The following is a 26121-nucleotide window of genomic DNA, read 5'->3' as shown; positions in this document are numbered from 1 at the left end:
CGGAGAGGCCCCCCCCCCCCCCCCCCCCCGCCCCCCCCCCCCCCCCCCCCACCCCCCCACCCCACACACCCCCCCCCCCCCCCCCCCCCCCCCCCCCCCCCCCCCCCCCCCCCCCCCCCCCCCCCCCCCCCCCCCCCCCCCGGCCCCCCCCCCCCCCCCGCCTCACTCGCGGGCGAGCCGCTTCTCGATGAGCGCGCGGAACTCCTCGTACGAGCCGGGGTTGGGGATCCTGAGCCCGTCGACGAAGAACGTCGGTGTGCCCTGGACACCGAGGCCGAGGCCGTCGCGCTGGTCGGCCTCGATCCGCTCGGCGGTGGCCGGGTCGTTCAGCGCGGCGGTGAACTTCTCCATGTCGAGACCGAGTTCCTCGGCGTACGTGCGGAAGAGGGCTTCCTTGGACTCGTCGGCCTCGCCCCACTGCGCCTGGGTGGTGAAGAGCTTGCCGTACATCTCCTCGAACTTGCCCTGCCGGGACGCGGCCTCCACCGTACGGGCGGCGAGCTGCGCGTTCTTGTGTCCCGGCATCGGGAAGTAGCGGGCGATGAAGGTGACCCGGTCCCCGTACTCCTCGCGCAGCTTCTCCACGGCCGGGTGGACCGCTCCGCACGCCTCGCACTCGAAGTCCAGGAACTCCACCACCGTCAGCTCGCTCCGCTCCGGTGAGGTGAGCCGGTGGCTGGAGGCTCGTACGGGCTGGGCCTGGGCGGCGGGTTCGACGTCCGCCATCCCCCGGTCGCGGTCCTCGGGTGCCAGCAGGAGGAAGGAGCCGAGGCCGGCGGCCAGGGCGGCCAGGATCACCGCGGCGACGATCAGATGCTTCTTCATGGGTCGTGCGTCCTCATGGATGGGCCGGACACGCCGATGGTCGGGTGCCCGGCGGGGCAAAACGGGCGTGGCAGGGCCCGTCAGGGCAGGCAGGGGCCGCCGGCCGGCATCGGCCGGACGAGCGGCGGCCCGGACGGAGGTGCCCTCCCCGACCGCAGCCGCGCGAGGACGGCGGACTTCGGCCGCCGCGTGCGCTCTCGGTGCCTTCGCTGCGCCCCATGGACGCGGGGTTCGCAGGCCTGCGGCCGTAGGAAGGCCAGGAGGCGGCCGACCGCCGCCAGCAAGGGCCGACCACGCCCGAGCAGCAGCTCCGTGAGGCCCAGGGCGCGGGCCGCGACGAGCAGCGCGACCAGCTGTCCGGAGAGCAGCACACCTGAGGGGACGTGGGTGTTCGCCACATGCCCGGTCCAGAGCGGCACACCGCTCGCGCCCACCGCACGGCAGACGCCGGGCAGCGCGTACGCCAGGTGGTACGCCAGCTGCGAGACGGCCAGGACCGCGACGACCTGGGTGTCCGGCAGACGCCGCCGGGTCAGCACCACCGCCGCCGGAACCGCGACCACCGCGACCGCGGCGACGGCGGCCCACACCGGGGCCCGGCAGCGGGCGAGCAGATGAGCGGCGAGCGGCAGCGACACGCACAGCACGGCGAGCGACCCCGCCCGCAGCCCGCGCGCCATCCCGGCCGCCGTGGCGGCGGGGCGCGTGGCGCGGAGCGGTGGCATACCAGGGGCTTTCGAGGAGTCGGGGCGGCTGCGGAGGGCCTGCGCCGCACGGCCGCGCACGCACCCGCAGCGTACTCGCCGCGCCTTCGCCTCCCTTCGACGGGATGAGAGCGACCGATCGACGGGCTGACAGCGGCCGAAAAGGACCTGCGCGGCCGATCGGGCAGGTGGTCGAATGCTCCGATGCGCAGAGGTGACGTTGACAGGACCGAGACCGTGGACCGTGGGCGCTTCCCGGACGCCAGGACTCCCTGGGACGACCCGGACGTCCGGTCGGAGGCCCTGGACTGGGCGACCGGGCAGTTGGCTGCCCACGGACTGCGCGAGTCCGGCCACCGGCAGGTCCGGCTGCGCCCCTGGTCGGTGCTCGTACGGTTCTCCGTCGGCGGTGGCCACGGTGACCGGCCGGTCTGGTTCAAGGCCGTGCCGCCTGCCGCCGCCTTCGAGGCGGGTCTCGCCGCCGGCCTGGCCGCCTGGGTGCCGGACCACGTCCTGGCGCCGCTCGCCGTCGAGGCGGAGCGCGGCTGGTGCCTGCTGCCGGACGGCGGGCCGCTGTTCCGGCAGGTGCTGGACAAGGGCGCGGGCACACTCGCGGACTGGGAGGACGCCGTGCGGAGTTACGCGGTGATGCAGCGCGCGCTCGTCCCGTACGCGGAGAGGATGACGGGTCTCGGTGTGCCCAGCGCCCGCCCGTACGAAGTGCCGGGGCTGTTCGACACGCTGCTGGCGGAGAACGCGGCGCTGGACCGGGAGGAGCGGACGGCCCTGGAGGCGCTACGGCCCCGGCTGGTGGAGTGGTGCGCGGAGCTGGCCGCGGTGGGCGTGGCCGATTCGCTGGACCATGCCGATCTGCACGACGGCCAGCTCTTCCGGCCCGCCGCCGGCCGGTTCACCTTCTTCGACTGGGGCGACGCGCTGGTCGGCCACCCGTTCTCCAGCCTGCTGGTTGCCGTGCGGTCGGCCGAGGACCGGTTCGGGCCGCACGTACCGACCCGGCTCCGGGACGCCTATCTGGAGCCGTGGACGGGCGACGGGATCGCTGCGGGCGACCTGCGGCGCGCGGTGAGCCTGGCCTGGCGGCTCGCCTCGCTGGGCCGGGCCGCCTCCTGGGGCCGGATGTTCCCCGCTCCCGGCGCTCCGGCCGCACCCGGCGGCGCCGAGGCGGCCCACTGGCTGCGCGAGCTGCACACCGAGCCGCCGATGTGACCGTGGCGCTCCTCCGGTCCACCCTGCGGCGGCCCGTTCACCACCGCCGGGAGGCGGACCGGGGTGCATCCGGTGAGGATGAGGAGTGCATCGGCCGGTATACGGGGCAGGCGAGCGCAGAACCACGCAAGCCCGAGAAGGGACGCAGACCGTGGCACCACCCAGGATTCTCGTCGTCGGCGCCGGCTTCGCAGGTGTCGAATGTGTACAGCGTCTGGAGCGCAGGCTCGCTCCGGGCGAGGCCGAGATCGCGCTCGTCACGCCGTTCTCGTACCAGCTCTACCTACCATTGCTGCCCCAGGTGGCCTCCGGCGTGCTGACCCCGCAGTCCGTCGCCGTCTCCCTGCGCCGCAGCCGCCGCCACCGGACCCGGATCATCCCCGGCGGAGCGATCGGCGTGGACACGAAGGCCAAGGTCTGCGTCATCCGGAAGATCACGGACGAAGTCGTCAACGAGCCGTACGACTACATCGTGCTGGCCGCCGGGAGTGTGACCCGGACGTTCGACATCCCCGGGCTGCTGGACCACGCGCGCGGGATGAAGACGCTGGCGGAGGCGGCGTACGTACGCGATCACGTCATCGCGCAGCTCGATCTGGCCGACGCCAGCAGGGACGAGGCGGAGCGGGCCTCGCGGCTCCAGTTCGTGGTGGTCGGCGGCGGTTACGCCGGTACGGAGACGGCCGCCTGCCTGCAACGGCTCACCACGAACGCGATCCGGCACTACCCCCGGCTGGACCCGAAGCTGATCAAGTGGCATCTGATCGACATCGCGCCCAAGCTGATGCCGGAGCTGGGCGACAAGCTGGGGAAGGCCGCCCTGGAGATCCTCCGCAAGCGGAACGTCGAGGTGTCGCTCGGGGTCTCCATCGCCAAGGCCTCCGCCGAGGAGGTGACGTTCACCGACGGCCGGGTGCTGCCCTGCCGGACGCTGATCTGGACCGCCGGAGTGGCCGCCAGCCCGTTGATCGCCACGCTCGGCGCGGAGACCGTACGCGGCCGGCTCGCCGTGACCCCGCAGCTGAAGCTGCCGGGTTCGGACGGGGTGTTCTCGCTCGGCGACGCGGCGGCGGTGCCCGATCTGGCGAAGGGCGACGGGGCGGTCTGTCCGCCGACCGCTCAGCACGCGATGCGCCAGGGCAAGGTGATGGCGGACAACCTGATCGCCTCGCTGCGCAACCAGCCGCTCAAGGACTACGTCCACAAGGACCTGGGTCTCGTCGTGGACCTCGGCGGCAAGGACGCGGTCTCCAAGCCGCTCGGCATCGAACTGCACGGGCTGCCCGCGCAGGCCGTGGCGCGCGGCTACCACTGGTCGGCGCTGCGGACGAACGTCGCCAAGACCCGGGTCATGACGAACTGGCTGCTCAACGCGGTCGCCGGTGACGACTTCGTACGGACGGGGTTCCAGGCGCGCAAGCCGGCGACGCTGCGGGACTTCGAGTACACGGGCGCCTATCTGACGCCCGAGCAGATCAAGGAACACACGCAGTCGTCGGTCATCAAGCACTGACCGCCGACGCCTGAGCCGCGCCCCCGCTGTCCCGGGGCGCGGCTCACCGCTGTCGTGAGAGGACCGTCTCCACCGTGTCGGCCTCCTGGGCCGTCTTGTCCTCGCGGTAGCGCAGGACGCGGGCGAAGCGGAGGGTGACGCCGGCCGGGTAGCGGGTGGAGCGCTGGAGGCCGTCGTAGGCGATCTCCACGACGAGTTCCGGGCGGACGGTCACCACGTGTCCGTCCTCCTCGGTCGCCAGCTCCCGCAGCTTCCCGGTCTGCCACTCCAGCAGCGCGTCGGTGAGCCCTTTGAAGGTCTTGCCGAGCATCGCGAAGGTGCCGTCGGGCCGGCGCGCGCCCAGGTGGAGGTTGGAGAGCTTTCCCGTACGCCGTCCGCTCCCCCATTCGGCGGCCAGCACCACCAGGTCCAGGGTGTGCACCGGCTTGACCTTCAGCCAGGAGGCGCCCCTGCGGCCCGCGCTGTAGGCGGCGGCCAGGTCCTTGACCACAACGCCTTCGTGGCCCCGCTCCAGGGTCTCGGCGAGGAAGGCTTCGGCGGCCCGGCGGGCTTCCGCGTCCGCAGGGTCCGGAACCAGTGCGCGCCGGACCCGCAGGTGCTCGGGGACCAGCCGGGCCAGGGCCGCGTGGCGCTCGGCGAAGGGAAGGTCGAGCAGCTCCTCGCCGTCGGCCGAGAGGGCGTCGAAGAAGACGGGCACGATCGGTACGCCGGCGGCCGCGGCGGCCACATCCCGGCGCGAGCCCACCCGGGAGGCGGTCTCCTGGAAGGGGCGCGGCCTGCCGTCCTCCCCCAGCGCGATCACCTCGCCGTCCAGGATGAAGCGCCGGGTCTCCAGCGCGGCCACGGCGGTGACGAGTTCGGGCAGCCGGTCGGTGATGTCGTCCAGGGTTCGGGTGTAGGCGCGGACCCGGTCGCCGTCCCGGTGGACCTGCACGCGGATGCCGTCGAGCTTCTCCTCCACCGCGCACGGGCCCAGCTTGTCTACGGCCTCGGTGACGGAGACGGCGGTGTGGGCCAGCATCGGCTGGACGGGCCGGCCGACGGTGAGCCGGAAGGCGGCGAGCGCTTCGGGCCCGTCCGCGAGCAGGGTCCGCGCCACCTCCTGGAGCGATCCGGCGAGCATCACGGCCCGGCGGACGTCGGCGGGCGGGGCCTCGGCGGCCTTGGCCAGCGCGTCGGCGGCGACGGCGTCCAGGGCGCCCTGGCGGACCTCGCCGGTGAGCAGGGCCTTCAGGAAGCGCTGTTCGTCCTCGGTGGCGGCGGCGAAGAGCCCGCGCAGCCGGTCCCGGCGCAGGGCCTGGGAGCCGGTGCCGGAGATCGCGGCCAGCGCGGTCAGCTCGGCGTCGACGCCGGTGACGGTGAGCGTGGGCTCGGCGGCCGGTTCGACGGGGTCCCCGAGGGACCGCCAGCCGACGCCGATGCGGCCCTGGGGCAGCCGTCCGGCGAGGTACGGGATGACCACGGGCACGTCGTCGGGTCCGGCGTCCCGGAAGAGCGCGGCGAGGAGGGCCACCTTCTTGGACCGGGCGGAGGTGGCGGCGACCTCGAGGGAGACCTGGGCGAGCTCGGTGAGCAGCATGCGGCCATGGTGCTACGGGGCCGGCCGGACCACCCGCTCGCGACACGGCCGCCGGGTCATATGAAGTTGAGGGCCGCTGCCGCTCCCACTCCCCCGAGCACCATGAACGCGGGCATCAGCAGCTTGATCTCCACCCAGCTGCCGGCGCGGAACCGCATGAACTTCGGCGGGCCGAGCGCGTACCAGCGCTTGCCGCCGATCGGCAGCGGCCACAGGATCGGGCACCCCGAGATGGTCAGGGCGTCCCCGATGTCGTGGACCAGGGCGCCCAGCACGATGGGCAGGCCGAGCCACATGTACTCCTGGCCGGGGGCGTCGAAGAGCCAGCCGGCACCGTGGCCGGGCTGGTCCAGGACTCCGGCGAGGATCCACGCGCTGGTGGCGCCGAGCAGCCAGACGAGCACATCGCTGGAGACCCGGGCGGCCCGCCAGAGCAGGCCCTCGACGGCGAGCACCAGGTGGACGAAGAGGATCGCCAGGACCGCCCAGCGTCCGCCGGTGACGGCGGCGAAGGAGCAGCCGGCGCCCATCAGGACGGCGAAGAACCAGGTGTGCGTGAGGGTGCGGTGGCCACCGGTGCGGCGGGGGTCGGCCTTGCTCTTGGTGGCCTTGTAGACGGCGTAGGAGACCTTGTCGGTGATCTCGCAGAGCGCCTTGGAGATGGGCCCGAAGGCACGTGAGATGGTCGCGGCCTTGTGGTCGAGGTCGGGGGCGAGGGCGGCTCCCGCGCTGATCAGCGCTCCGACGACCAGGACGGGCCAGGGCATCGTGTGGCCCATGGCGGCGGCCGCCGCACCCACCCCCAGCCAGGCCGCTGCCCCTGACAGAGAGTGCGCCGGTCCCATCATGGTGTCTTCCGCCCCCAGTGCGTCATGCGCCCATCACCGGTATGGCGCGGGCTGGTTGAGTGCGCAGCGTATCGCCCGTGATCTTGGTGGTGCCCGCCGGTTCCCTCATCCGGTCCGAAGACAGGCAAGATGGGGGGCGTGACCCTCATCGACCAGCTTCCCCAGACCGCCGACCCCGACGCCCTCTTCGAGGCCTTCTCGTCATGGACCGAGAGCCAGGGCATCACGCTGTATCCGGCTCAGGAGGAGGCGCTGATCGAGGTGGTGTCCGGGGCGAACGTGATCCTTTCCACCCCGACCGGCTCGGGCAAGAGCCTGGTGGCGGCCGCCGCGCACTTCACCGCGCTGGCCCAGGACAAGGTCACCTTCTACACCGCGCCGATCAAGGCGCTGGTCTCGGAGAAGTTCTTCGACCTGTGCAAGCTCTTCGGCACGGAGAACGTCGGCATGCTGACCGGTGACGCCTCGGTCAACGCGGACGCCCCGGTGATCTGCTGTACGGCGGAGGTGCTGGCCTCCATCGCACTGCGCGACGGGAGGTACGCCGACATCGGCCAGGTCGTGATGGACGAGTTCCACTTCTACGCCGAGCCGGACCGCGGCTGGGCCTGGCAGATCCCGCTGCTGGAGCTGCCGCAGGCGCAGTTCGTGCTGATGTCGGCGACGCTCGGCGACGTCTCGATGTTCGAGAAGGACCTGACCCGCCGTACCGGCCGCCCGACCTCGGTGGTGCGCTCGGCGACCCGTCCGGTGCCGCTGAGCTACGAGTACCGCTTCACGCCGATCACCGAGACGCTGACCGAGCTGCTGGACACCCGGCAGTCGCCGGTCTACATCGTGCATTTCACCCAGGCGGCGGCGGTCGAGCGGGCGCAGTCGCTGATGAGCATCAACATGTGCACGAAGGAGGAGAAGGAGAAGATCGCCGATCTGATCGGCAGCTTCCGCTTCACCACCAAGTTCGGCCAGAACCTCTCCCGTTACGTGCGCCACGGCATCGGCGTGCACCACGCGGGCATGCTGCCCAAGTACCGCCGCCTGGTGGAGAAGCTGGCGCAGGCGGGTCTGCTGAAGGTGATCTGCGGGACGGACACGCTCGGTGTCGGTGTCAACGTCCCCATCCGTACGGTGCTGTTCACGGCGCTCACCAAGTACGACGGAACCCGGGTACGGACGCTGCGGGCGCGGGAGTTCCACCAGATCGCCGGGCGGGCCGGGCGGGCCGGGTTCGACACGGCCGGGTTCGTCGTGGCGCAGGCTCCCGAGCACGTCATCGAGAACGAGAAGGCCGTCAAGAAGGCGGGCGACGACCCGAAGAAGAAACGGAAGGTGGTCCGTAAGAAGGCGCCGGAAGGGTTCGTCGCCTGGTCGGAGACCACGTTCGACAAGCTGATCCAGTCCGAGCCGGAGCCGCTGAGCTCCCGTTTCCGGGTCACGCACACGATGCTGCTCGCGGTCATCGCGCGCCCCGGCAACGCCTTCGAGGCGATGCGGAGCCTGCTGGAGGACAACCACGAGCCGCGCCGGGCGCAGCTGCGGCACATCCGGCGGGCCATCGCCATCTACCGGTCGCTGCTGGACGGCGGGGTGGTGGAGCAGCTTCCGACGCCGGACGCCGAGGGGCGGATCGTGCGGCTGACGGTCGACCTCCAGCAGGACTTCGCGCTGAACCAGCCGCTGTCCACGTTCGCGCTGGCCGCGTTCGACCTGCTGGACGCCGAATCGCCGTCGTACGCGCTGGACATGGTCTCGGTCGTCGAGTCGACGCTGGACGACCCCCGGCAGATCCTGGCGGCCCAGCAGAACAAGGCGCGCGGTGAGGCCGTGGGGCAGATGAAGGCCGACGGGGTGGAGTACGAGGAGCGGATGGAGCGGCTCCAGGAGGTCACGTACCCCAAGCCGCTGAGCGAGCTGCTGTGGCACGCGTACGACGTGTACCGCACGAGCCACCCGTGGGTGAACGACCACCCGGTGTCGCCGAAGTCGGTGATCCGGGACATGTTCGAACGGGCCATGACCTTCACGGAGTTCACCTCGCATTACGAGCTGGCCCGGACCGAGGGCATCGTGCTGCGGTATCTGGCGAGCGCGTACAAGGCGCTGGAGCACACGATCCCGGACGACGTGAAGTCCGAGGACCTCCAGGACCTGATCTCGTGGCTCGGCGAGATGGTCCGCCAGGTGGACTCCAGTCTGCTGGACGAGTGGGAGCAGCTGGCCAACCCCGAGGTGGAGACGGCCGAGCAGGCGCAGGAGAAGGCGGACGAGGTCAAGCCGGTCACGGCGAACCCGCGCGCCTTCCGGGTGCTGGTGCGCAACGCGATGTTCCGACGGGTGGAGCTGGCCGCGCTGGACCGGGCGCGGGACCTGGGCGAGCTGGACGGCGACTCCGGGTGGGACGAGGACGCGTGGGGCGAGGCGCTGGACGCGTACTGGGACGCGCACGAGGAGATCGGCACCGGCCCGGACGCGCGGGGCCCGAAGCTGCTGAAGATCGAGGAGGACCCGGCGCACGGGCTGTGGCGGGTCTGGCAGGCGTTCGCCGACCCGGCGGGCGACCACGACTGGGGCATCAAGGCCGAGGTGGATCTGGCCGCGTCCGACGAGGAGGGCCGGGCGGTCGTCCGGGTCACCGAGGTCGGCCAGCTGTGAGCGGATCCCCGGCACGGAACTGGAGAGGTACGGCATGACGAACCCGGCCGAACATCTGGTCGACCTTCTCGACCTGGAGCCGATCGAGGTCAACATCTTCCGCGGCCGCAGCCCGGAGGAGTCCCTGCAACGGGTCTTCGGCGGCCAGGTCGCGGGCCAGGCGCTGGTTGCGGCGGGCCGGACGACCGACGGGGAGCGGCCGGTGCACTCGCTGCACGCCTACTTCCTGCGCCCGGGCCGCCCCGGCGTACCCATCGTCTACCAGGTCGAACGGGTCCGCGACGGCAGGTCCTTCACCACGCGCCGGGTCACGGCCGTCCAGGAGGGCCGGACGATCTTCAACCTGACGGCCTCCTTCCACCGTCCCGAGGAGGCCGGCTTCGAGCACCAGCTGCCGCCGGCCCGGATCGTCCCGGACCCCGAGGAGCTGCCGACGGTCGCCGAGGAGGTACGCGAACACCTGGGCGCGCTGCCGGAGGCGCTGGAGCGGATGGCCCGCCGCCAGCCCTTCGACATCCGCTACGTCGACCGGCTGCGCTGGACGAAGGACGAGATCCAGGACGCCGATCCGCGCAGCGCGGTGTGGATGCGGGCGGTCGGCCCGCTCGGTGACGACCCGCTGGTGCACACGTGCGCGCTGACGTACGCGAGCGACATGACGCTCCTGGACGCGGTCCGCATCCCGGTGGAGCCGCTGTGGGGCCCGCGCGGCTTCGACATGGCGTCCCTGGACCACGCCATGTGGTTCCACCGGCCGTTCCGGGCGGACGAGTGGTTCCTGTACGACCAGGAGTCGCCGATCGCGACGGGCGGGCGCGGTCTGGCGCGGGGCCGGATCTACGACCGTGCGGGGCAGCTGTTGGTGTCGGTGGTGCAGGAGGGACTGTTCCGGCGGCTGTAGTGCGGCCCGTCTCATGTGCCCGGCAGCGTGTCCTGGTCGACCTCGTGGCGGCGGGTGCGGATGTCGGGCGGTGCCGGGTGCAGTTTGGCGTCGCAGGAGGGCCCGAGGCCGGTGCGGCGGGAGTCGGTGCCGGTGAGGGGGCGGCCGCAGAGGCGGCAGCGGACCAGGCGGCGGGCCGGGGCGTCCTCGGCCGCCGGGTCCGGTGCGAGGGCCCCGTCGGCCCCGGGCAGCGGTCGGGCCCCGGGCAGCGGGTCGGGGAGGATGTCTGGAGTGTCCACGCCCCGATCCTCCCAGTACGGCTCCCCGGCTGTTCGGGGGCGTGTCCGGCGACCCCCTGACCGGCCGGTGCCCGGTTGCCGAGCGGGGTCCGGGCCGCGTTACTGGAGTCCGGTCCCCGTGCCGCCGGCCGGGCGGAGCCGGGAGCCGCGGAGGTAGCGGTATGGACATGATCCACATCCGCGCGGTGAGCCCGCCCGACCTCACCGACGAGGTCGTCGGCCTGCTCGCGGACGATCCGTGCGTGCTCAACCTGATCGTGCAGCGGGCCGCCGCGCGCCATCCGGACGGCGACTCCATCGCCTGCGACATCCTGACCGGAGCGGCCAACGAGGTCCTGCACCGGCTGCGGACCCTGCGGGTCGACCAGCGTGGCTCGCTGGTCATCGAACCGGTGGACATGGCCTTCGCGAGCGCGGCCGCGGAGGGTGGACGGCGGGCCCTCGGACCGCTGCGAGGGGCGCCGGTCTGGGAGCAGGTCGAGGCACGGATCCGGGCGGAGGGCCGGTACCGGCCGAGCTTCTACCTCTATCTCGTCATCGCGGGAATGATCGGTTCGGTCGGCATCGTCACCAACTCGCAGATCCTGATCGTGGCGGCCATGGTCGTGGGGCCCGAGTACGGGGCGATCGTCGCCGTGGCGCTCGGGATCGACCAGAAGCACGGCGCCATGGTGCGGCGCGGCCTGTTCGCGCTGGGGACGGGTTTCCTTCTGACGATCGCCGTCACCTTCCTGTTCAGCCTCCTCATCCGTGGCTTCGGTCTGGAGTCCGACGCGTTCGACCGGGGACTGCGCCCCGTCTCCAATCTGATCAACACACCGAACTTCTTCTCCATCGCCGTCGCCACGCTGGCCGGGATCGTCGGGATCGTGTCGCTCACCGAGGCCAGGACGAGCGCGCTGCTCGGCGTGTTCATCTCCGTCACGACGATCCCCGCCGCCGCCGACATCGCGGTCTCCACCGCGTTCACCAGCTGGCCCGACGCCTGGGGTTCGCTCGTCCAGCTCGTGGTGAACATCGTGGTGCTGATCGTGGTGGGCGCGGCCGTGCTCAAGATCCAGCGGGCCCTCTGGCAGCGGGTGGGCCTCCGGCGCGCCCATCACGCGGGCCAGGAGAAGGGGACCTGACCCTCTTCGGGGGCACGCCTCCCGCATATCGGGGAGACCATGCGGATAGGAAACCTACGGCGGAGGAGCCGGATCACGTCGGCGTCCGGCCCCGGTCCGTCCCCTCCCGACTGTTCAGCTGTGAAAGGACCCTTGCGCATGACCGAGATCGTCCACGTGAGCGGCCCCGAGCTGGTCACGTACGCCGATGCGATGGCCGAGCTGCTCGTGGAGACCGTCGAGGAGGGCTCCTCGGTGGGCTTCCTCGCCCCGCTGGACCGGGAGAAGGCCGCCGTCTGGTGGCGGGAGCGCGCGGGCGCCGTGGAGTCCGGTGAGGTCTCCATCTGGATCGCCCGGGAAGGCGGCCGGGTCGCCGGGACCATCGCCCTGGTCCGGGCGCCGCTGCCGAACGCCCGCCATCGCGCCGAGGTCGCCAAGCTGATGGTCCACCCCGCCGCCCGCGGCCAGGGGCTCGGGCGGGCGCTGCTGGAGGCCGTGGAGGCGTACGCGGAGGTGGAGGGCATCACCCTGCTGATCCTGGACACCGAGAGCGGCAGCCTGGCCGAGCAGGTGTACTGCAAGGCGGGATGGACGGAGGTCGGCTCCGTACCGGGATACGCGGCCGATCCGGCGGGCAGCCTCAAGCCGACCACCTTCTACTACAAGGAGCTCGCCGGTCCGTGAGCGGCGGACCGCGAGCGGCACAATGAGCACCACACGCGATGATCAGGGAGAGAACTTCATGACGCTGCACGACATTCCGCTGCACACCCTCACCGGCGAGCCGACCACACTGGGCGCCTGGAGCGGCCGGGCCGTCCTGCTGGTGAACGTGGCGTCCAAGTGCGGGCTCACGCCGCAGTACGAGGGCCTGGAGCGGCTGCAGCAGGCGTACGGGGACCGGGGGCTGACCGTGCTCGGCGTGCCCTGCAACCAGTTCGCCGGGCAGGAGCCGGGGAGCGCGGAGGAGATCGAGACCTTCTGCTCGACGACGTACGGCGTCACCTTCCCGCTCCTGGAGAAGACCGAGGTCAACGGGGCCGGCCGGCACCCGCTGTACGCGGAGCTGACGAAGCTGGCGGACGCGGACGGTGAGGCCGGGGACGTCCAGTGGAACTTCGAGAAGTTCGTGATCTCGCCGGCCGGTGAGCCGGTGGCCCGGATCCGCCCGCGCAGCGAGCCGGAGTCGACGGAGGTCGTGGCGGCGATCGAGGCGCAGCTGCCCGGCTGAGCGATGACGCGCGAAAAAGGGGGGGCCGCCCTGGGCGGCCCCCCCCTTTTTTTCGTATGTCCGCTAGCGGATCGGCATGCCCGACAGCGTGCGCGCGATCACCAGGCGCTGGATCTCGCTGGTGCCCTCGAAGATGGTGTAGATCGCGGCGTCCCGGTGCATCCGCTCGACCGGGTACTCGCGGGTGAAGCCGTTGCCGCCGAGGATCTGGATGGCCTGCGCGGTGACCTTCTTGGCGGTCTCGCTGGCGTACAGCTTGGACATGGAGCCCTCGGCCGAGGTGAACGGCTTCCCGGTGGTCGCCATCCAGGAGGCGCGCCAGACCAGCAGCCGGGCCGCGTCGATCTGTGTGCGCATGTCGGCGAGCTGGAAGGCGATGCCCTGGTTGTCGATGATCGGGCGGCCGAACTGGCTGCGCGTCTTCGCGTAGTCGAGCGCCACCTCGTACGCCGCCCGGGCGGTGCCCACGGCCATGGCGCCGACGGCCGGGCGGGAGGCCTCGAAGGTGGCCATCGCCGCGTTCTTGACCCGCTCGCCGCCGGACTTGGCGCGCTCCCGGGCGCGGGCGAGGCGCTCGTCGAGCTTCTCCTTGGAGCCGAGCAGGCAGTGGCCGGGGACGCGGACGTCCTCCAGGACCACCTCGGCGGTGTGCGAGGCCCGGATGCCGTGCTTCTTGAACTTCTGGCCCTGCGAGAGGCCCGGGGTGCCCGGCGGCACGATGAAGGAGGCGTGGCCCTTGGAGCCGAGGTCCGCGTCGACGACGGCGACCACCACGTGGACGTTGGCTATGCCGCCGTTGGTCGCCCAAGTCTTGGTCCCGTTGAGGACCCACTCGTCCTTGGCCTCGTCGTAGACGGCACGCGTGCGCATGGCGGCGACGTCGGATCCGGCGTCGGGCTCGGAGGAGCAGAAGGCGGCGACCTTCACGTCGTTCGCGTCGCCGTACATCTGCGGGATCCAGGTGCCGATCTGCTCCTCTGTGCCGTTGGCGAGGACGCCGACGGCCGCCAGGCCCGTACCGACGATGGAGAGGGCGATACCCGCGTCGCCCCAGAACAGCTCTTCCATGGCCATGGGGATGCCGAGCCCCGTAGGGTCGAAGAACTGCTGGGCGTAGAAGTCGAGGGAGTAGATGCCGACCTTGGCCGCCTCCTGGATGACGGGCCAGGGCGTTTCCTCACGCTCGTCCCACTCCGAGGCCGCGGGGCGGATGACGTCCGCCGCGAAGCCGTGGAGCCAGTCACGGACCTGCTTCTGGTCGTCGTTGAGATCGAGCGTGAACTCGGCCATGTTCCCCTCCATGCACTGCCGTGAAAAGCATGCGTTACTTGCGGTAACCGCAGTCTGTTACCGGACAGTAGCCGCTGTCAACAGCCTCGGCGCTGATCGACAAGGGCGCCGGGCGTGGTGTTACGTTGCGCAGGCGCGAAGAAGCAGTCGTGAAGTAAATCGCATGGCCAGGGGCGGGAGAGACCACATGGAGACCACACGCGGCGCCGAGCGGCAGCGGACCGCGGCCGAGGCCCGCCGCCGTGAGCTGCTCGAAGCGGCGGACCGGGTGGTGCTCAGGGACGGCCCGCAGGCCTCCATGAACGCGATCGCCGCCGAGGCCGGGATCACCAAGCCCATCCTCTACCGCCACTTCGGGGACAAGGGCGGCCTCTACCGCGCGCTGGCCAAACGCCACACCGACGCCCTGCTCAGCGCCCTGCGCGCGGCGCTGGACGCGCCGGCCGAGCGCCGCGCCCGGGTCGAGGCCACGCTCGACACCTACCTCGCCGCGATCGAGGCCCGCCCGCAGGTCTACCGCTTCCTGATGCACCCGTCCGACGACTCCGCCACCTCGGCGGAGGTGGCCCTCTCCGCCGAGCACGGCTTCGACGTCGGCCGCCACTCCGCCCCGCTGCTGCGCCGCCTCGGCGAGGAGCTGGGCCAGGTGATCGCCGAGCGCGTGGACCTCGGGCCCGACAGCGAGCAGACGGCCCGCATCTGGGGCCACGGCATCGTCGGCATGATGCACGCGGCGGGCGACTGGTGGCTCGCCGACCGGCCCTGCTCGCGCGAGCGGCTGGTGCGCAGCCTCGCCGACCTGCTGTGGGGCCGGCTGACGGAGGCGGGCGACCGCGACGTGAAGGGCGGCCCGGGGTTCTGACCCGTACGCCTCAGGCTTGACGCGCCCACGGCGCCCGGCGCGCCGCCCGCAGCGCCCGGGACCGCCGCAACCCGGTCAGCCGGTCGGTGTAGACCCTGCCCTCCAGGTGATCGCACTCGTGCTGGAGGCACCGGGCGAACCAGCCCGTCCCGGCGATCCGCACCGGCTCGCCCGTCATCGTCAGGCCCTCGACGACCGCGTGGTCGAAGCGTTCCGTGCCCGCTTCCAGACCCGGAAGTGACAGACATCCCTCCGGTCCGCGTACGGTGAGTCCGTCCGCCTCGACCAGTTCGGGGTTGACGACATGTCCCAGATGACGGACGTCGTCGTCGTCCGGGCAGTCGTAGACGAACACTTTGAGCGGGACGCCGATCTGGTTGGCGGCGAGCCCGACCCCCTGCGCGGCGTACATCGTGGCGAACATGTCCTCGACCAGCCTCGCGAGCGACGGTCCAAAATCCGTCACGTCCTCACAGGCGCGGTGGAGCAACGGGTCGCCGAGCAGACTCATCTCACGGACGAGTCCGGAACTGCCGGGGATCGGGCGGTTTCGCATGGCGGCAAGCGTACGTTCCGCCACGGTCCGCCAGTTCCGTGGTGCCGCGGTGCGGTCGTTGCGACGGACATCGATAGGCTGGGCGCGGACCGATGCAAGGAGGATCTAGGACGATGGCAGGCAACACGGAGCCGTTGTCGCCGCGGGCCAAGCTGGCCGTGACGGCGGGCAAGGCCGCGGCGGCGGTGTCACGCGCCGCGGGGCGGGGCAGCGGATCGGTGATCGGCGGCCGGGTGGCGCTCAAACTCGACCCCGACCTGCTGGGGCGGCTGGCGCAGCACCTGGACGTGATCCTCGTGTCGGCGACGAACGGCAAGACGACCACCACCCGGCTGATCGCCGAGGCGCTGCGGGCCGCCGGGCCGGTCGTGTCGAACGCGCTCGGCGCGAACATGCCGGCGGGCATCACCTCGGCGCTGGCCGGCGGCTCGGACGCGAAGTTCGGCGTGATCGAGGTCGACGAGAAGTATCTGGCGGGGGTGGCCCGCGACACCACGCCCAAGGCGATCGCCCTGCTCAACCTCTCCCGCGATCAGCTGGACCGCGCGGCCGAGACCCGGATGATGGCCGAGCACTGGCGCGAGGGCCTCTCCGGCTCGAAGGCCGTGATCATCGCCAACGCGGACGACCCGCTGGTCGTCTGGGCGGCCTCCTCCTCGCCGAACGTGGTGTGGGTTGCGGCCGGTCAGGCGTGGAAGGACGACGCCTGGTCCTGCCCGTCCTGCGGCGGCGTGATGCAGCGCCCCGGCGACGACTGGTTCTGCGGTCAGTGCGGCTTCCGCCGTCCCGCGCCGAGCTGGGCGCTCAACGGCGACTACGTGCTGGACCCGCACGGTTCGGCCTGGCCGATCCACCTCCAGCTGCCGGGCCGCGCGAACAAGGCGAACGCCACCAGTTCGGCCGCCGTCGCCGCCGTCTTCGGAGTGCCGCCGCAGGTCGCGCTGGAGCGCATGTACCAGGTGCAGGCGGTCGCCGGACGCTACGACGTGGTGAACTTCCAGAACCGCGAGCTGCGGCTGCTCCTGGCGAAGAACCCGGCCGGCTGGCTGGAGACGTTCTCGCTGATCGACCCGCCGCCGACGCCGGTGATCCTCTCCGTCAACGCGCGCGGCGCGGACGGCACGGACACCTCCTGGCTCTGGGACGTGGACTACACCCAGCTCGCCGGCCACCCGATCTTCGTGCTCGGCGACCGGAAGCTGGACCTCGCGGTCCGCCTCGAAGTCGCCGGTCTCGACTTCCGGGTCTGCGAGAACCTCGACGAGGCCGTGCAGTACGCGCCGCCCGGCCGTATCGAGGTCATCGCCAACTACACCGCCTTCCAGGATCTGCGCCGTCGTGTCGGCAACTGACCCCGGCCCCGGCCACCTCCGGAGAGGACGAAGCATGAGCAACAACGGTCTGCGTCTGGTCTGGGTCTACCCCGACCTCCTCAGCACCTACGGCGACCAGGGCAACGCGCTGGTCGTGGAGCGGCGGGCCCGGCAGCGCGGTCTGGACGTGCAGCGCGTCGACGTGCGCAGCGACCAGCCGGTGCCGACGTCCGGTGACATCTATCTGATCGGCGGCGGCGAGGACCGGCCGCAGCGCCTGGCTGCGGAGCGGCTGCGCCGCGACGGCGGGCTGAGCCGGGCCGCATCCAACGGCGCGATCATCTTCTCGGTCTGCGCGGGGTACCAGATCCTCGGCCACGAGTTCATCAACGACCTCGGTGAGCGCGAGCAGGGTCTCGGCCTCCTCGACGTGGTCTCGACCCGCGGCGAAGGCGCCCGGTGCGTCGGCGACGTACTGGCGGACATCGACCCGCACCTCGGTCTGGAGGCGCTGACCGGGTTCGAGAACCACCAGGGCGTCACCCATCTCGGCCCGACGGCACGGCCGTTCGCCCGGGTGCGGTTCGGCCGGGGCAACGGCACCGGGGACGGCACGGAGGGCGCGTACAACGACACGGTCTTCGGTACGTACATGCACGGTCCCGTGATGGCCCGCAACCCGCAGATCGCCGACCATCTGCTGAAGCTGGCGCTCGACGTGAACGCGCTGCCGCCGACCGACGACCGCTGGTACGAGGCGCTGCGCGCGGAGCGGATCGCGTCGGCGACACAGCCCGCCTGATGAGGGGTTTTCCGCTCGGTTGAGCGGAGTCCAGCAGGCGGACGGACGGTTCGGCCCCGCCACCCTGCGCCGGTAGGGTGGCGGGGATCCAACCGGACGACGTGGTCCGGCTCGTCGGCTTAACGTTGCAAAGGTTTTCGGGCCATGCGCATTGGCGTACTCACCTCCGGCGGCGACTGCCCCGGCCTCAACGCCGTCATCCGTTCCGTCGTGCACCGCGCGGTGGTGGACCACGGTGACGAGGTCATCGGCTTCCACGACGGGTGGAAGGGCCTGCTGGAGGCCGACTACCGCAAGCTCGACCTCGAAGCGGTGAGCGGCATCCTGGCCCGCGGCGGCACGATCCTCGGCTCCTCCCGGGTCCAGCCCGCCCATCTGCGCGACGGTGTGGAGCGGGCCCGCGGCCACGTCGCCGACCTCGGCCTCGACGCCATCATCCCGATCGGCGGCGAAGGCACGCTGAAGGCGGCCAACCTCCTCTCCGAGGCCGGACTGCCCATCGTCGGCGTCCCCAAGACCATCGACAACGACATCGCCTCCACCGACGTCACCTTCGGCTTCGACACCGCCGTCGGTGTCGCGACCGAGGCGCTGGACCGGCTGAAGACCACCGCCGAATCGCACCAGCGTGTGCTGATCGTCGAGGTCATGGGCCGTCACACCGGCTGGATCGCGCTGCACTCCGGCATGGCGGCCGGCGCCCACGCCATCGTCGTGCCCGAGCGCCCCTTCGACATCGACGAGCTGACCGAGCTGGTCGGCAAGCGCTTCTCGGCGGGCAAGAAGTTCGCCATCGTGGTGGTCGCAGAGGGCGCCAAGCCGCGCGAGGGCTCCATGCAGTTCGAGCAGGGCGTGAAGGACATCTACGGCCACGAGCGGTTCGCCGGGGTGGCCACGCAGCTCTCCGGCGAGCTGGAGCAGCGGCTCGGCAAGGAGGCCCGCCCGGTCATCCTCGGCCACGTCCAGCGCGGCGGCACGCCGACCGCGTACGACCGCGTCCTCGCGACCCGGTTCGGCTGGCACGCGGTGGAGGCGGCGCACCGGGGCGAGTTCGGGATGCTGACCGCGCTGCGCGGCACCGACATCGTGATGGTCCCGCTGGCGGAGGCGGTCGAGACCCTGAAGACGGTCCCGGCCGAGCGGTACGCCGAGGCGGAGTGCGTACTTTAGTTCGCCGCTCCTCCAGAACTGCCCCCGGCCGCGAGCGCGGCCGGGGGCAGTTCTACGCTGTACCGGACAACCGGCACGAAACGGGGACGTGTCCCCATCGGGAGTGAACAGATGGATCACAGCGGGCACGGCATGAACATGGATCTGCCGCCGTTCACGCTGGGACGGGGGCTGGAGCTCTCACCCGACCCGTTCTTCCTGACCGGTTGCGTCCTGGCGCTCGCCCTCTACGGGTACGGCGTGGCGCGGCTGCGGCGGCGCGGGGACCGCTGGCCGGTCAACCGGATCGTCTTCTTCACCGTGGGCGTGCTGAGCGTCGCGCTGGTGATGTGCACCAAGCTCAACGACTACGGCATGGTCATGTTCAGCGTGCACATGGTGCAGCACATGGTGATCAGCATGCTGTCGCCGATCCTGCTGCTGCTGGGCGCGCCGGTGACGCTGGCGCTGCGCGCGCTGCCGCCCGCCGGACGGGGCCGGACCGGGCCGCGCGAGCTGCTCCTGAAGCTGCTGCACAGCCGGTACATGAAGATCATCACGCATCCCGCGTTCACGATCCCGCTCTTCATCGCGAGCCTGTACGCGCTGTACTTCACGCCGGTCTTCGACTTCCTGATGAGCTCCAAGCCGGGTCACATCGGGATGATGGTGCACTTCCTCGCCGTCGGCCTGGTCTTCTTCTGGCCGATCATGGGCATCGACCCGGGCCCGCACCGGCCGGGCTATGTGATGCGGATGCTGGAGCTGTTCGCGGGGATGCCGTTCCACGCGTTCTTCGGAATCGCGCTGATGATGGCGAGCACGCCGATGGTCAAGACGTACGAGAATCCGCCCGCGTCCCTCGGTATCGACGCGCTCAGCGACCAGAACTGGGCCGGCGGCATCGCCTGGGCGTTCAGCGAGATCCCCTCGGTGCTGGTGCTGATCGCGCTGGTCTACCAGTGGTACCGGTCCGAGCAGCGTACGGCCAAGCGCTCGGACCGGGCCGCCGACCGCGACGGCGACAAGGAGCTGGAGGCGTACAACGCCTATCTCGCGTCATTGCAGGCGCGACAGTAGCGCAGGGGGCGCTTCCGGGGCGACCATGGAGTGAACGGCCGCGCGGCCGACGAGGAGGGACGCGCATGTCCGGATCGACGAAGACCATGGGATACCTGACCGTCGGAGCGCTGGTCACGGTGACGGCGTACACGGTGGCGCTCGGAAGCAGCGGCTGGCTCTGGTTCGGCTGGATCGTGCTGGGGCTCTGCACACTCGGCATGCTGGCCACCCAGGACACCTGACCCGTCACGGCGGGTGGCCACGCCTGAGGGGCCCGGTGGCGGGTACGAGCCGGGGGGACGGTTCGTCACGGTCGCACGGCGATGCCGGAGACCTACACTGACGGTCCCCGGCACGACCATGACCTGGAAGTCCGCAGCGACCCGGCAGTACGCGACCCTGACGCCGGCCCGGCAGAGCGAGGTGCACCCGCACGGTGTTTTATTACGTCCTGAAATATGTCGTGCTGGGACCGCTGCTGCGGGTGCTGTTCCGTCCTCGTATCGAAGGGCTGGAGAATATCCCGCAGGACGGCGCGGCGATCGTCGCCGGGAACCACCTCTCCTTCTCCGACCACTTCCTCATGCCCGCCATCCTCAAGCGGCGCATCACCTTCCTCGCCAAGGCCGAGTACTTCACCGGCCCGGGGGTCAAGGGCAAGCTCACCGCCGCGTTCTTCCGCAGCGCGGGCCAGATCCCGGTGGACCGCTCGGGCAAGGATGCGGGCCAGGCGGCGATCCGCGAGGGCCTGGGCGTGCTGAGCAAGGGCGAGCTGCTGGGGATCTACCCGGAGGGCACCCGCTCGCACGACGGCCGGCTCTACAAGGGCAAGGTCGGGGTGGCGGTCATGGCGCTCACCGCAGGGGTGCCGGTGATCCCGTGCGCCATGCTCGGCACGTTCGAGATCCAGCCGCCCGGACAGAAACTCCCGAAGATCAAGCAGGTCGCGATCCGGTTCGGCGAGCCGCTGGACTTCTCGCGGTACGCGGGCATGGAGAACCACAAGGCCGCGATCCGGGCCGTGACGGACGAGATCATGTACGCGATCCTCGAACTCTCCGGCCAGGAGTACGTGGACGAGTACGCGGCCAAGGTGAAGGCTGCCGAGCAGGCGGCCGCACCGCCGGGGAAGTTCCGCAGGCTGCGACGCTGACGGCGAATTCGCCACCAGCAGAGCGGCCTGGCCCGGCCGCGCTCGCTGCGCCTAGCGTCGGTTCCATGAGCGACGGACACGTGTGGGTGCTGGGAGCGACGGGCCAGATCGGGCGGGCGGCGGTGCGTGCGCTCGCCGGGGACGGCTGGGAGGTGACGGCCGTATCGCGCGGCGGCGGCCGGGACGAGCGGTGGGACGACGGGGTCCGGGCGCTGGCGCTCGACCGTGACGAGGAGGGAGCGCTGGAGAAGGCGCTGGGTGACGGCTGTGACGTGCTGGTCGACATGGTGGCGTTCGACGGCGCGCACGCCCGGCAGTTGACGGGGCTGGCCGGCCGGATCGGCTCGGCGGTCGTGATCTCCAGCGGTGCGGTGTACGAGGACGAGCGCGGCCGCAGCTTCGACACCCAGGCCGAACCCGACGGCTTCCCGCGCTATCCGGTGCCGCTGCCGGAGAGCCAGGCCACGGTGGCTCCGGGAGATGCCACGTACGGGACGCGGAAGGTGCTGCTGGAGCGCGAACTGCTGGCGGCGGGCGACGCGCTGCCGGTGACGCTGCTGCGCGCGGGCGCGGTCCACGGTCCGTACTGCCGCACGCCGCGCGAGTTGTACTTCGTGAAGCGGCTGCTGGACGGACGGCGGCGACGGGTGCTCGCGTACGGCGGCGAGAGCCGCTTCCATCCGGTCCATGTCGCGAACGCGGCCGAGCTGATCCGGCTGGCGGCCCTTCGACCCGGCTCACGGGTGCTCAACGCGGCGGATCCGCAGGCGCCGACGGTGGCCGGGATCGGGGCGGCGATCGATGCGGTGCTGGGCCGGGAGACGGAGACGGTGCTGGTGGACGGTCCGCCACCCGAAGGGGGCGTGGGCGAGACGCCGTGGAGCGGGGCGCATCCTGTTGTGTACGACATGACGGCGGCGGAGCGGGAGCTCGGGTACCGGCCGGTGACGGGGTACCTGGAGTCGCTGCCGGAGACGGTCGAGTGGCTGGCCGGGCGGCTGGCGGGGCGGGACTGGCGGGAGGCGTTCCCGAAGATGGCGCGGAGCTACGGGGAGGTGCTCTTCGACTATGCGGCGGAGGACGCCTGGCTGGAGGCGTACGGCCGGGGCCGCCGCTGAGCTGAGGCGGCCCCGGCCGGTCGGAAAAGGGTCCTTACGGCTTCGGCGTGGCGTGCGGAGCGCACACCACGTCGCGCCGGTCGGTCTTCCCGGTGAGCAGGTAGGTGTCCACCCGCTCGTTCACGCAGGGGTTGGCCAGCCCGGTGACGCCATGGGAGCCGGCGTCCTTCTCGGTGATCAGCCGCGAGCCCTTGAAGCGCTGGTGCAGCTCGACGGCGCCTTCGTACGGAGTGGCGGCGTCGCGCTCGGCCTGCACGATGAGGACCGGCGGCAGGCCCTTGCCGGTCTTCACGTTCAGCGGGGTCTGCTGCTTGGCCGGCCAGGTGGCGCAGGGCAGGTTCATCCAGGCGTTGGCCCACGTCATGAAGGGGTACTTCTTGTGCAGCCGGGTGTTGTCGCGGTCCCAGGTGCGCCAGTCGGTGGGCCACCTGGCGTCGGCGCACTCGACAGCGCTGTAGACGGCGTTGCCGTTCTCGGCCGACGCGTTGCCCGCCAGGTCGCTCATGTCGGGTGCGGCGGCGTCGATCAGCGCCTGGGTGTCACCGGCCCGGTAGGCGCTCCAGGTCTTGGCGGTGGGCGCCCAGGCGGAGTCGTAGTACGGGGCGCTCTGGAAGAAGCCGATGAGCTCGGCGGGGCCGACGACCCCGCCGATGGGGTTCTTCTTGGCGGCCGCGCGGAGCTTCAGCCACTCCTTCTCGACCTTCTGCGAGGTGTCGCCGATGCCGTAGACGGAGTCGTGCTCGGCGACCCACGCCTTCCAGTCGTCCCAGCGCGTCTGGAAGGCGATGTCCTGGTTGAGGTTGGCCCGGTACCAGATGTTCTCGCGGGCCGGATCGACCACGCTGTCGACGACCATGCGGCGTACGTGGGTGGGGAAGAGTGTGCCGTAGACGGCGCCCAGGTAGGTGCCGTAGGAGACGCCGAGGAAGTTGAGCTTCTTCTCGCCGAGCGCGGCCCGGATGACGTCCAGGTCGCGTGCGGTGTTGGGTGTGGTCATGTGGGGCAGCATCCGGCCGCTGCGCTCGCCGCACCCTTCGGCGTACTCACGGGCCAGCTTCCGCTGCGCGCGCTTGTCGGCCTCGCTGTCGGGAACGGGGTCGGCTTTCGGGGCCTTCACGAATTCCTGCGGGTCGACACAGGAGATCGGCGCCGACCGGCCCACGCCGCGTGGGTCGAAGCCGACGAAGTCGTACGCCTTCGCGGTCTTGGTCCAGAGCGGGTTCTTGTTGGTGACCCGCGTGGGGAAGCGCATCCCCGAACCGCCGGGCCCGCCCGGGTTGTAGACCAGAGCGCCTTGGCGCTCGGCCTGGGTGCCGGTGCTGGTGTGCCGGTCGACGGCGAGCTCGATCTTCTTGCCGTACGGCTTCGCGTAGTCGAGCGGCACGGTCACCCAACCGCACTGGATGGGAGCGGCCAGGCCCCAGTCCTCCGGGCAGTCCCGCCAGTCGATCCCGGCCTTCCCCGCCCGCTCGGCGGCGAGCTTCACGCCGCGCGCCTCGGAGTCCGCCCGGGCGTGGTGGCGGCCGTCGGCGGATACCGGTATCGCCTCCGCGGCGGGCGCGGTGATCGCTCCCGCGACGAGCGCGCCGGCCATCAGCGCCCCGGCCGCGCCGAGCCCTGCTGTGCGTCCCACGTGGAACCTCCCCCATCGTCGTCCGATGCGCCGCCGGTGGCGGCGTGGTCTCCATCGGAGCGTTCCGGGGATCCTTTCGCCTGCGGGGTTCCCGGGGCCAGGGCGTACACCTGTTTCTTTACCGAACCCATAACCGGTGAAGGAGATCCGCTGAGCGGACTCAGGAGCCGTGGTTCGCCTTCAGCCCGTCCAGCAGGTCGTACATCGCCTCGTCCAGGATCGCGCGCAGCAGGCGGGCGTCGGCGGCCACGGCGGTCACCAGGACGGCGGGTCCGGCGAGCGGGGTGAGGGCGGCGGTGGGTCCGAGGAGGCGGGCGGGCATGGGGGCGTCTTCGAAGGACGGGTCGGACAGGAGGAGTTGGCCGACAGCGCGGTGGCCGCCGAGAACGGCCGGTCCGTCCCAGCCGCCGGACGCGCCTGGTCCGTAGGCGAGTTGCTGGTCCAGGAGCGGGCGGCCCGCGCGGTGGACGGTGAGGCGGGTGGTGAGGGCGCCGGTGGATTCGCCGTGGCGGCCGAGGATCTGTTCCTCGCGGAGCAACAGGCGTGCGGTGGCTGCCAGTTCGACGCGGGTGGTCTGGTGGAGGTGGCTGCCGTGGGCGGAGATGAGCTGTTCCGGAAGCCAGTGCAAGGTGGCCCGCTCCCCCACGGTCAGGTGGATGTCGTACGCGGACGGGCCGGTGGCCGACCGCGCGCCCGGGAGCGCGACCGTGGCCGCCGCCGCGTCGACGGTGAGATGGGCGCCGTCGGCGGCCTCGGCCTCGATCGCCAGGCGGTCGCCGTCGAGCGGGGCGCTCATGGCGCCGACGACGGTGACCCGGGCGCGTTCCGGGAGCGGCGAGCGGGTGCGGCGGAGAGCCAGCGGGCCGGCGGACTCCAGGATGGGCAGGGCCGTGGAGCCGCGGCCGTCGGGTTCGGCGCGGAGGCGGGCGGTGGCGTGGACGCTCATGCGGTCCAGGCGGCGAGCTGCGCCCGCACCCAGCCGGCGACCGGCCCGACACCTTCGGCGGAGGTCAACGAGGTGAAGAGTACGGGGAGTTCGCCGCGCTGCTCCTTGGCGTCGCGGGCCATCCGCTGGAGGTCGGAGCCGACGTACGGGGCGAGGTCGGTCTTGTTGATGACGAGAAGGTCGGCGGTGGTGACGCCGGGGCCGCCCTTGCGTGGGATGTCGTCGCCGCCCGCCACGTCGATGACGAACACCTGGGCGTCGACGAGGCCCTTGGAGAAGGTGGCGGTGAGGTTGTCGCCGCCGGACTCGACGAGGATCAGGTCGAGCGGGCCGACCGCGTCCTCCAGGTCCTCGACGGCTTCGAGGTTGGCGGAGATGTCGTCGCGGATCGCGGTGTGCGGGCAGGCGCCGGTCTCCACGGCCTGGATGCGCTCGGGCGGCAGGACGGCGTTGCGGAGGAGGAAGGCGGCGTCCTCGCGGGTGTAGATGTCGTTGGTGACGACGGCGATGGAGAGCCGGTCGCGCAGCTCGCGGCAGAGTGCGGCGACGGTGGCCGTCTTGCCGGAGCCGACGGGGCCGCCGAGGCCGATGCGCAGGGCGCGCCGGGTGCCGTCGGGGCGGGTGGCGTCGGCGCTGACGGCGGCGGGGCCGTCGTGGGTGTGGCCGAGGTGCATGGGGGCTCCTTGGGGTGGTCGGGGTTACGAGGCGAAGAGGCGGACCGGCCAGGCGGCGTGCGCTTCTGCGGTGATGTCGAGGAGCGGGGCCGAGGCGGCGGGCAGGGCGTCGATGCCTTGGCGTGCGGCCTCGGCGGCCTGCGCGGCCACCTGGTCCAGCTCCGGTGCGAGACGGGCGAGTACGGCGGTGGCCTGGAAGGGGTCGAGGGAGAGCAGCCGGACCACGGCGGTGGCCGGGCCGCTGACCGTCTCGTACGCCACACAGTGCGCCGCATCCTCGGGCCCGAGCCCGGCCGCCCTGGCGGTGAGGCCGAGGACGACGGGCTGGTGGGCGCCGCGCGGCCGGGCCGTGGCGAGCGCGTCGAGTTCGGGGCTCGGCCAGGTGGCGCGGGCGGCCCTCATCATCTGGCGGCCCAGCTTGCGGGCGGTGGCCCGTAGCGCCGGTGAGGGCGTACGGGCGTCGGCGGCCTCGTCCAGGGCGAGCGGGTCGAGGCCGCCGGCGGCGGCCGCGGCGAGGGCCGCGGCGGTGAGGCCGGTGGTGTGCAGCCGGCCCCGGCAGAAGGCGGCGAGGTCGTCGGCGTCGCGGATGCGCCCCTGGGTGACGGCCGGTTCGGCGCCGCCGGAGTGGGCGTGGCCGCCGGCCGGGAACCGGCCGTCGGCGAGGACGAGCAGGGCTGCGCGTGACATGGCTGGTGGTCC

General features: G+C 71.9%; 26 protein-coding genes. 15 read left to right on the top strand and 11 right to left on the bottom strand.

The genetic code is table 11. The features are described 5' to 3' along the window. Nucleotides 1-162 precede the first annotated feature (162 nt). Together ACIRR8_RS30035 and ACIRR8_RS30030 are read right to left on the bottom strand one after the other, a co-directional pair. On the bottom strand, nt 163-825 hold the full coding sequence (locus ACIRR8_RS30035; protein ID WP_404070717.1) for a DsbA family protein: 663 nt from the start codon (nt 823-825) through the stop codon (nt 163-165). Between the two features lie 80 nt (nt 826-905). Then, the gene (locus ACIRR8_RS30030) at nt 906-1610 is read right to left on the bottom strand and encodes a hypothetical protein (protein ID WP_404070714.1); all 705 of its coding nucleotides are present in this window, start codon (nt 1608-1610) and stop codon (nt 906-908) included. Between the two features lie 123 nt (nt 1611-1733). Between ACIRR8_RS30030 and ACIRR8_RS30025 the strand changes: the two genes are divergently transcribed. Beyond that, entirely contained in the window at nt 1734-2756 is a 1023-nt protein-coding gene (locus ACIRR8_RS30025; protein WP_404070711.1) for a phosphotransferase, read from the top strand. Nucleotides 2757-2907: 151 nt separating this feature from the next. Continuing rightward, a complete protein-coding gene (locus tag ACIRR8_RS30020) occupies nt 2908-4269 on the top strand; it encodes an NAD(P)/FAD-dependent oxidoreductase (protein ID WP_404070708.1) in 1362 nt (453 codons plus the stop codon). A gap of 43 nt (nt 4270-4312) precedes the next feature. On the opposite strand, the gene ACIRR8_RS30015 is transcribed toward ACIRR8_RS30020, so the two are convergent. Together ACIRR8_RS30015 and ACIRR8_RS30010 are read right to left on the bottom strand one after the other, a co-directional pair. Continuing rightward, a complete protein-coding gene (locus ACIRR8_RS30015; protein WP_404070705.1) occupies nt 4313-5848 on the bottom strand; it encodes an ATP-dependent DNA ligase in 1536 nt (511 codons plus the stop codon). Nucleotides 5849-5904: 56 nt separating this feature from the next. After that, nucleotides 5905-6696 (bottom strand): metal-dependent hydrolase, encoded by a 792-nt coding sequence (locus ACIRR8_RS30010; RefSeq protein WP_404070702.1) that lies wholly within the window; start codon nt 6694-6696, stop codon nt 5905-5907. A 138-nt stretch (nt 6697-6834) separates the two neighbouring features. Between ACIRR8_RS30010 and ACIRR8_RS30005 the strand changes: the two genes are divergently transcribed. Together ACIRR8_RS30005 and ACIRR8_RS30000 are read left to right on the top strand one after the other, a co-directional pair. Continuing rightward, nucleotides 6835-9348 carry a DEAD/DEAH box helicase gene (locus tag ACIRR8_RS30005; protein WP_404070699.1) on the top strand — a complete coding sequence of 838 codons (2514 nt, stop codon included), beginning with the start codon at nt 6835-6837 and terminating at the stop codon, nt 9346-9348. 34 nt (nt 9349-9382) lie between these two features. Continuing rightward, on the top strand, nt 9383-10249 hold the full coding sequence (locus ACIRR8_RS30000) for an acyl-CoA thioesterase (RefSeq protein ID WP_404070696.1): 867 nt from the start codon (nt 9383-9385) through the stop codon (nt 10247-10249). 11 nt (nt 10250-10260) lie between these two features. On the opposite strand, the gene ACIRR8_RS29995 is transcribed toward ACIRR8_RS30000, so the two are convergent. After that, the gene (locus tag ACIRR8_RS29995; RefSeq protein WP_404070693.1) at nt 10261-10527 is read right to left on the bottom strand and encodes a DUF6011 domain-containing protein; all 267 of its coding nucleotides are present in this window, start codon (nt 10525-10527) and stop codon (nt 10261-10263) included. A gap of 161 nt (nt 10528-10688) precedes the next feature. Here ACIRR8_RS29995 and ACIRR8_RS29990 point away from each other — a divergent pair, with 161 nt between their 5' ends. The 3 genes from ACIRR8_RS29990 (at nt 10689) to ACIRR8_RS29980 (ending at nt 12864) form a co-directional block, all read left to right on the top strand. Then, nucleotides 10689-11654, top strand: coding sequence for a DUF389 domain-containing protein (locus tag ACIRR8_RS29990; protein ID WP_404070690.1), 966 nt, complete (start codon nt 10689-10691; stop codon nt 11652-11654). Between the two features lie 138 nt (nt 11655-11792). After that, nucleotides 11793-12317: a GNAT family N-acetyltransferase gene (locus ACIRR8_RS29985; protein ID WP_404070688.1), complete on the top strand. Its 525-nt coding sequence runs from the start codon at nt 11793-11795 to the stop codon at nt 12315-12317. A 58-nt stretch (nt 12318-12375) separates the two neighbouring features. After that, nucleotides 12376-12864, top strand: a complete 489-nt coding sequence (locus ACIRR8_RS29980; protein WP_404070685.1) for a glutathione peroxidase — start codon at nt 12376-12378, stop codon at nt 12862-12864. 63 nt (nt 12865-12927) lie between these two features. Here ACIRR8_RS29980 and ACIRR8_RS29975 read toward each other — a convergent pair whose 3' ends face one another. Then, nucleotides 12928-14154 carry an acyl-CoA dehydrogenase family protein gene (locus ACIRR8_RS29975; RefSeq protein WP_404070682.1) on the bottom strand — a complete coding sequence of 409 codons (1227 nt, stop codon included), beginning with the start codon at nt 14152-14154 and terminating at the stop codon, nt 12928-12930. 187 nt (nt 14155-14341) lie between these two features. Between ACIRR8_RS29975 and ACIRR8_RS29970 the strand changes: the two genes are divergently transcribed. After that, the gene (locus tag ACIRR8_RS29970; protein ID WP_404070679.1) at nt 14342-15016 is read left to right on the top strand and encodes a TetR family transcriptional regulator; all 675 of its coding nucleotides are present in this window, start codon (nt 14342-14344) and stop codon (nt 15014-15016) included. Between the two features lie 10 nt (nt 15017-15026). On the opposite strand, the gene def is transcribed toward ACIRR8_RS29970, so the two are convergent. Beyond that, nucleotides 15027-15572 (bottom strand): peptide deformylase, encoded by a 546-nt coding sequence (gene def, locus ACIRR8_RS29965; RefSeq protein WP_356751070.1) that lies wholly within the window; start codon nt 15570-15572, stop codon nt 15027-15029. 113 nt (nt 15573-15685) lie between these two features. On the opposite strand from def, the gene ACIRR8_RS29960 reads away from it, so the two are divergent. The 7 genes from ACIRR8_RS29960 to ACIRR8_RS29930 all read left to right on the top strand — a co-directional run bounded on the left by ACIRR8_RS29960 (nt 15686) and on the right by ACIRR8_RS29930 (nt 22169). Then, nucleotides 15686-16924: a MurT ligase domain-containing protein gene (locus ACIRR8_RS29960; protein ID WP_404070676.1), complete on the top strand. Its 1239-nt coding sequence runs from the start codon at nt 15686-15688 to the stop codon at nt 16922-16924. A gap of 34 nt (nt 16925-16958) precedes the next feature. After that, nucleotides 16959-17687 carry a type 1 glutamine amidotransferase gene (locus ACIRR8_RS29955; RefSeq protein WP_030567487.1) on the top strand — a complete coding sequence of 243 codons (729 nt, stop codon included), beginning with the start codon at nt 16959-16961 and terminating at the stop codon, nt 17685-17687. Nucleotides 17688-17831: 144 nt separating this feature from the next. Then, nucleotides 17832-18857, top strand: a complete 1026-nt coding sequence (locus tag ACIRR8_RS29950; protein WP_404070673.1) for a 6-phosphofructokinase — start codon at nt 17832-17834, stop codon at nt 18855-18857. Nucleotides 18858-18968: 111 nt separating this feature from the next. Beyond that, nucleotides 18969-19916 (top strand): cytochrome c oxidase assembly protein, encoded by a 948-nt coding sequence (locus ACIRR8_RS29945; RefSeq protein WP_404070670.1) that lies wholly within the window; start codon nt 18969-18971, stop codon nt 19914-19916. Nucleotides 19917-19981: 65 nt separating this feature from the next. Further along, entirely contained in the window at nt 19982-20140 is a 159-nt protein-coding gene (locus tag ACIRR8_RS29940; protein ID WP_043186658.1) for a hypothetical protein, read from the top strand. 194 nt (nt 20141-20334) lie between these two features. Then, entirely contained in the window at nt 20335-21051 is a 717-nt protein-coding gene (locus ACIRR8_RS29935) for a lysophospholipid acyltransferase family protein (protein WP_404070666.1), read from the top strand. An 86-nt stretch (nt 21052-21137) separates the two neighbouring features. Beyond that, nucleotides 21138-22169: an NAD-dependent epimerase/dehydratase family protein gene (locus ACIRR8_RS29930; protein WP_404070730.1), complete on the top strand. Its 1032-nt coding sequence runs from the start codon at nt 21138-21140 to the stop codon at nt 22167-22169. Between the two features lie 34 nt (nt 22170-22203). Here the strand turns inward: ACIRR8_RS29930 and ACIRR8_RS29925 are convergent, their stop codons facing one another. From ACIRR8_RS29925 to ACIRR8_RS29910, 4 genes are all read right to left on the bottom strand, one after another. After that, a complete protein-coding gene (locus tag ACIRR8_RS29925) occupies nt 22204-23763 on the bottom strand; it encodes an alpha/beta hydrolase (protein WP_404070727.1) in 1560 nt (519 codons plus the stop codon). Between the two features lie 199 nt (nt 23764-23962). Continuing rightward, nucleotides 23963-24748: an urease accessory protein UreD gene (locus tag ACIRR8_RS29920; RefSeq protein ID WP_404070663.1), complete on the bottom strand. Its 786-nt coding sequence runs from the start codon at nt 24746-24748 to the stop codon at nt 23963-23965. Continuing rightward, nucleotides 24745-25422: an urease accessory protein UreG gene (ureG, locus tag ACIRR8_RS29915; RefSeq protein ID WP_404070660.1), complete on the bottom strand. Its 678-nt coding sequence runs from the start codon at nt 25420-25422 to the stop codon at nt 24745-24747. The genes ACIRR8_RS29920 and ureG overlap by 4 nt, the downstream gene beginning before the upstream one ends. Nucleotides 25423-25446: 24 nt before the next feature. Next, the gene (locus ACIRR8_RS29910) at nt 25447-26109 is read right to left on the bottom strand and encodes an urease accessory protein UreF (protein ID WP_404070657.1); all 663 of its coding nucleotides are present in this window, start codon (nt 26107-26109) and stop codon (nt 25447-25449) included. Nucleotides 26110-26121 lie beyond the last annotated feature (12 nt).

It is taken from the genome of Streptomyces sp. NPDC101178, assembly GCF_044767965.1.
Taxonomy (GTDB): Bacteria; Actinomycetota; Actinomycetes; order Streptomycetales; family Streptomycetaceae; genus Streptomyces.
The sequence above is the reverse complement of the archived record's forward strand: the minus strand, read 5'-3'. Positions and strand labels throughout refer to the sequence as shown.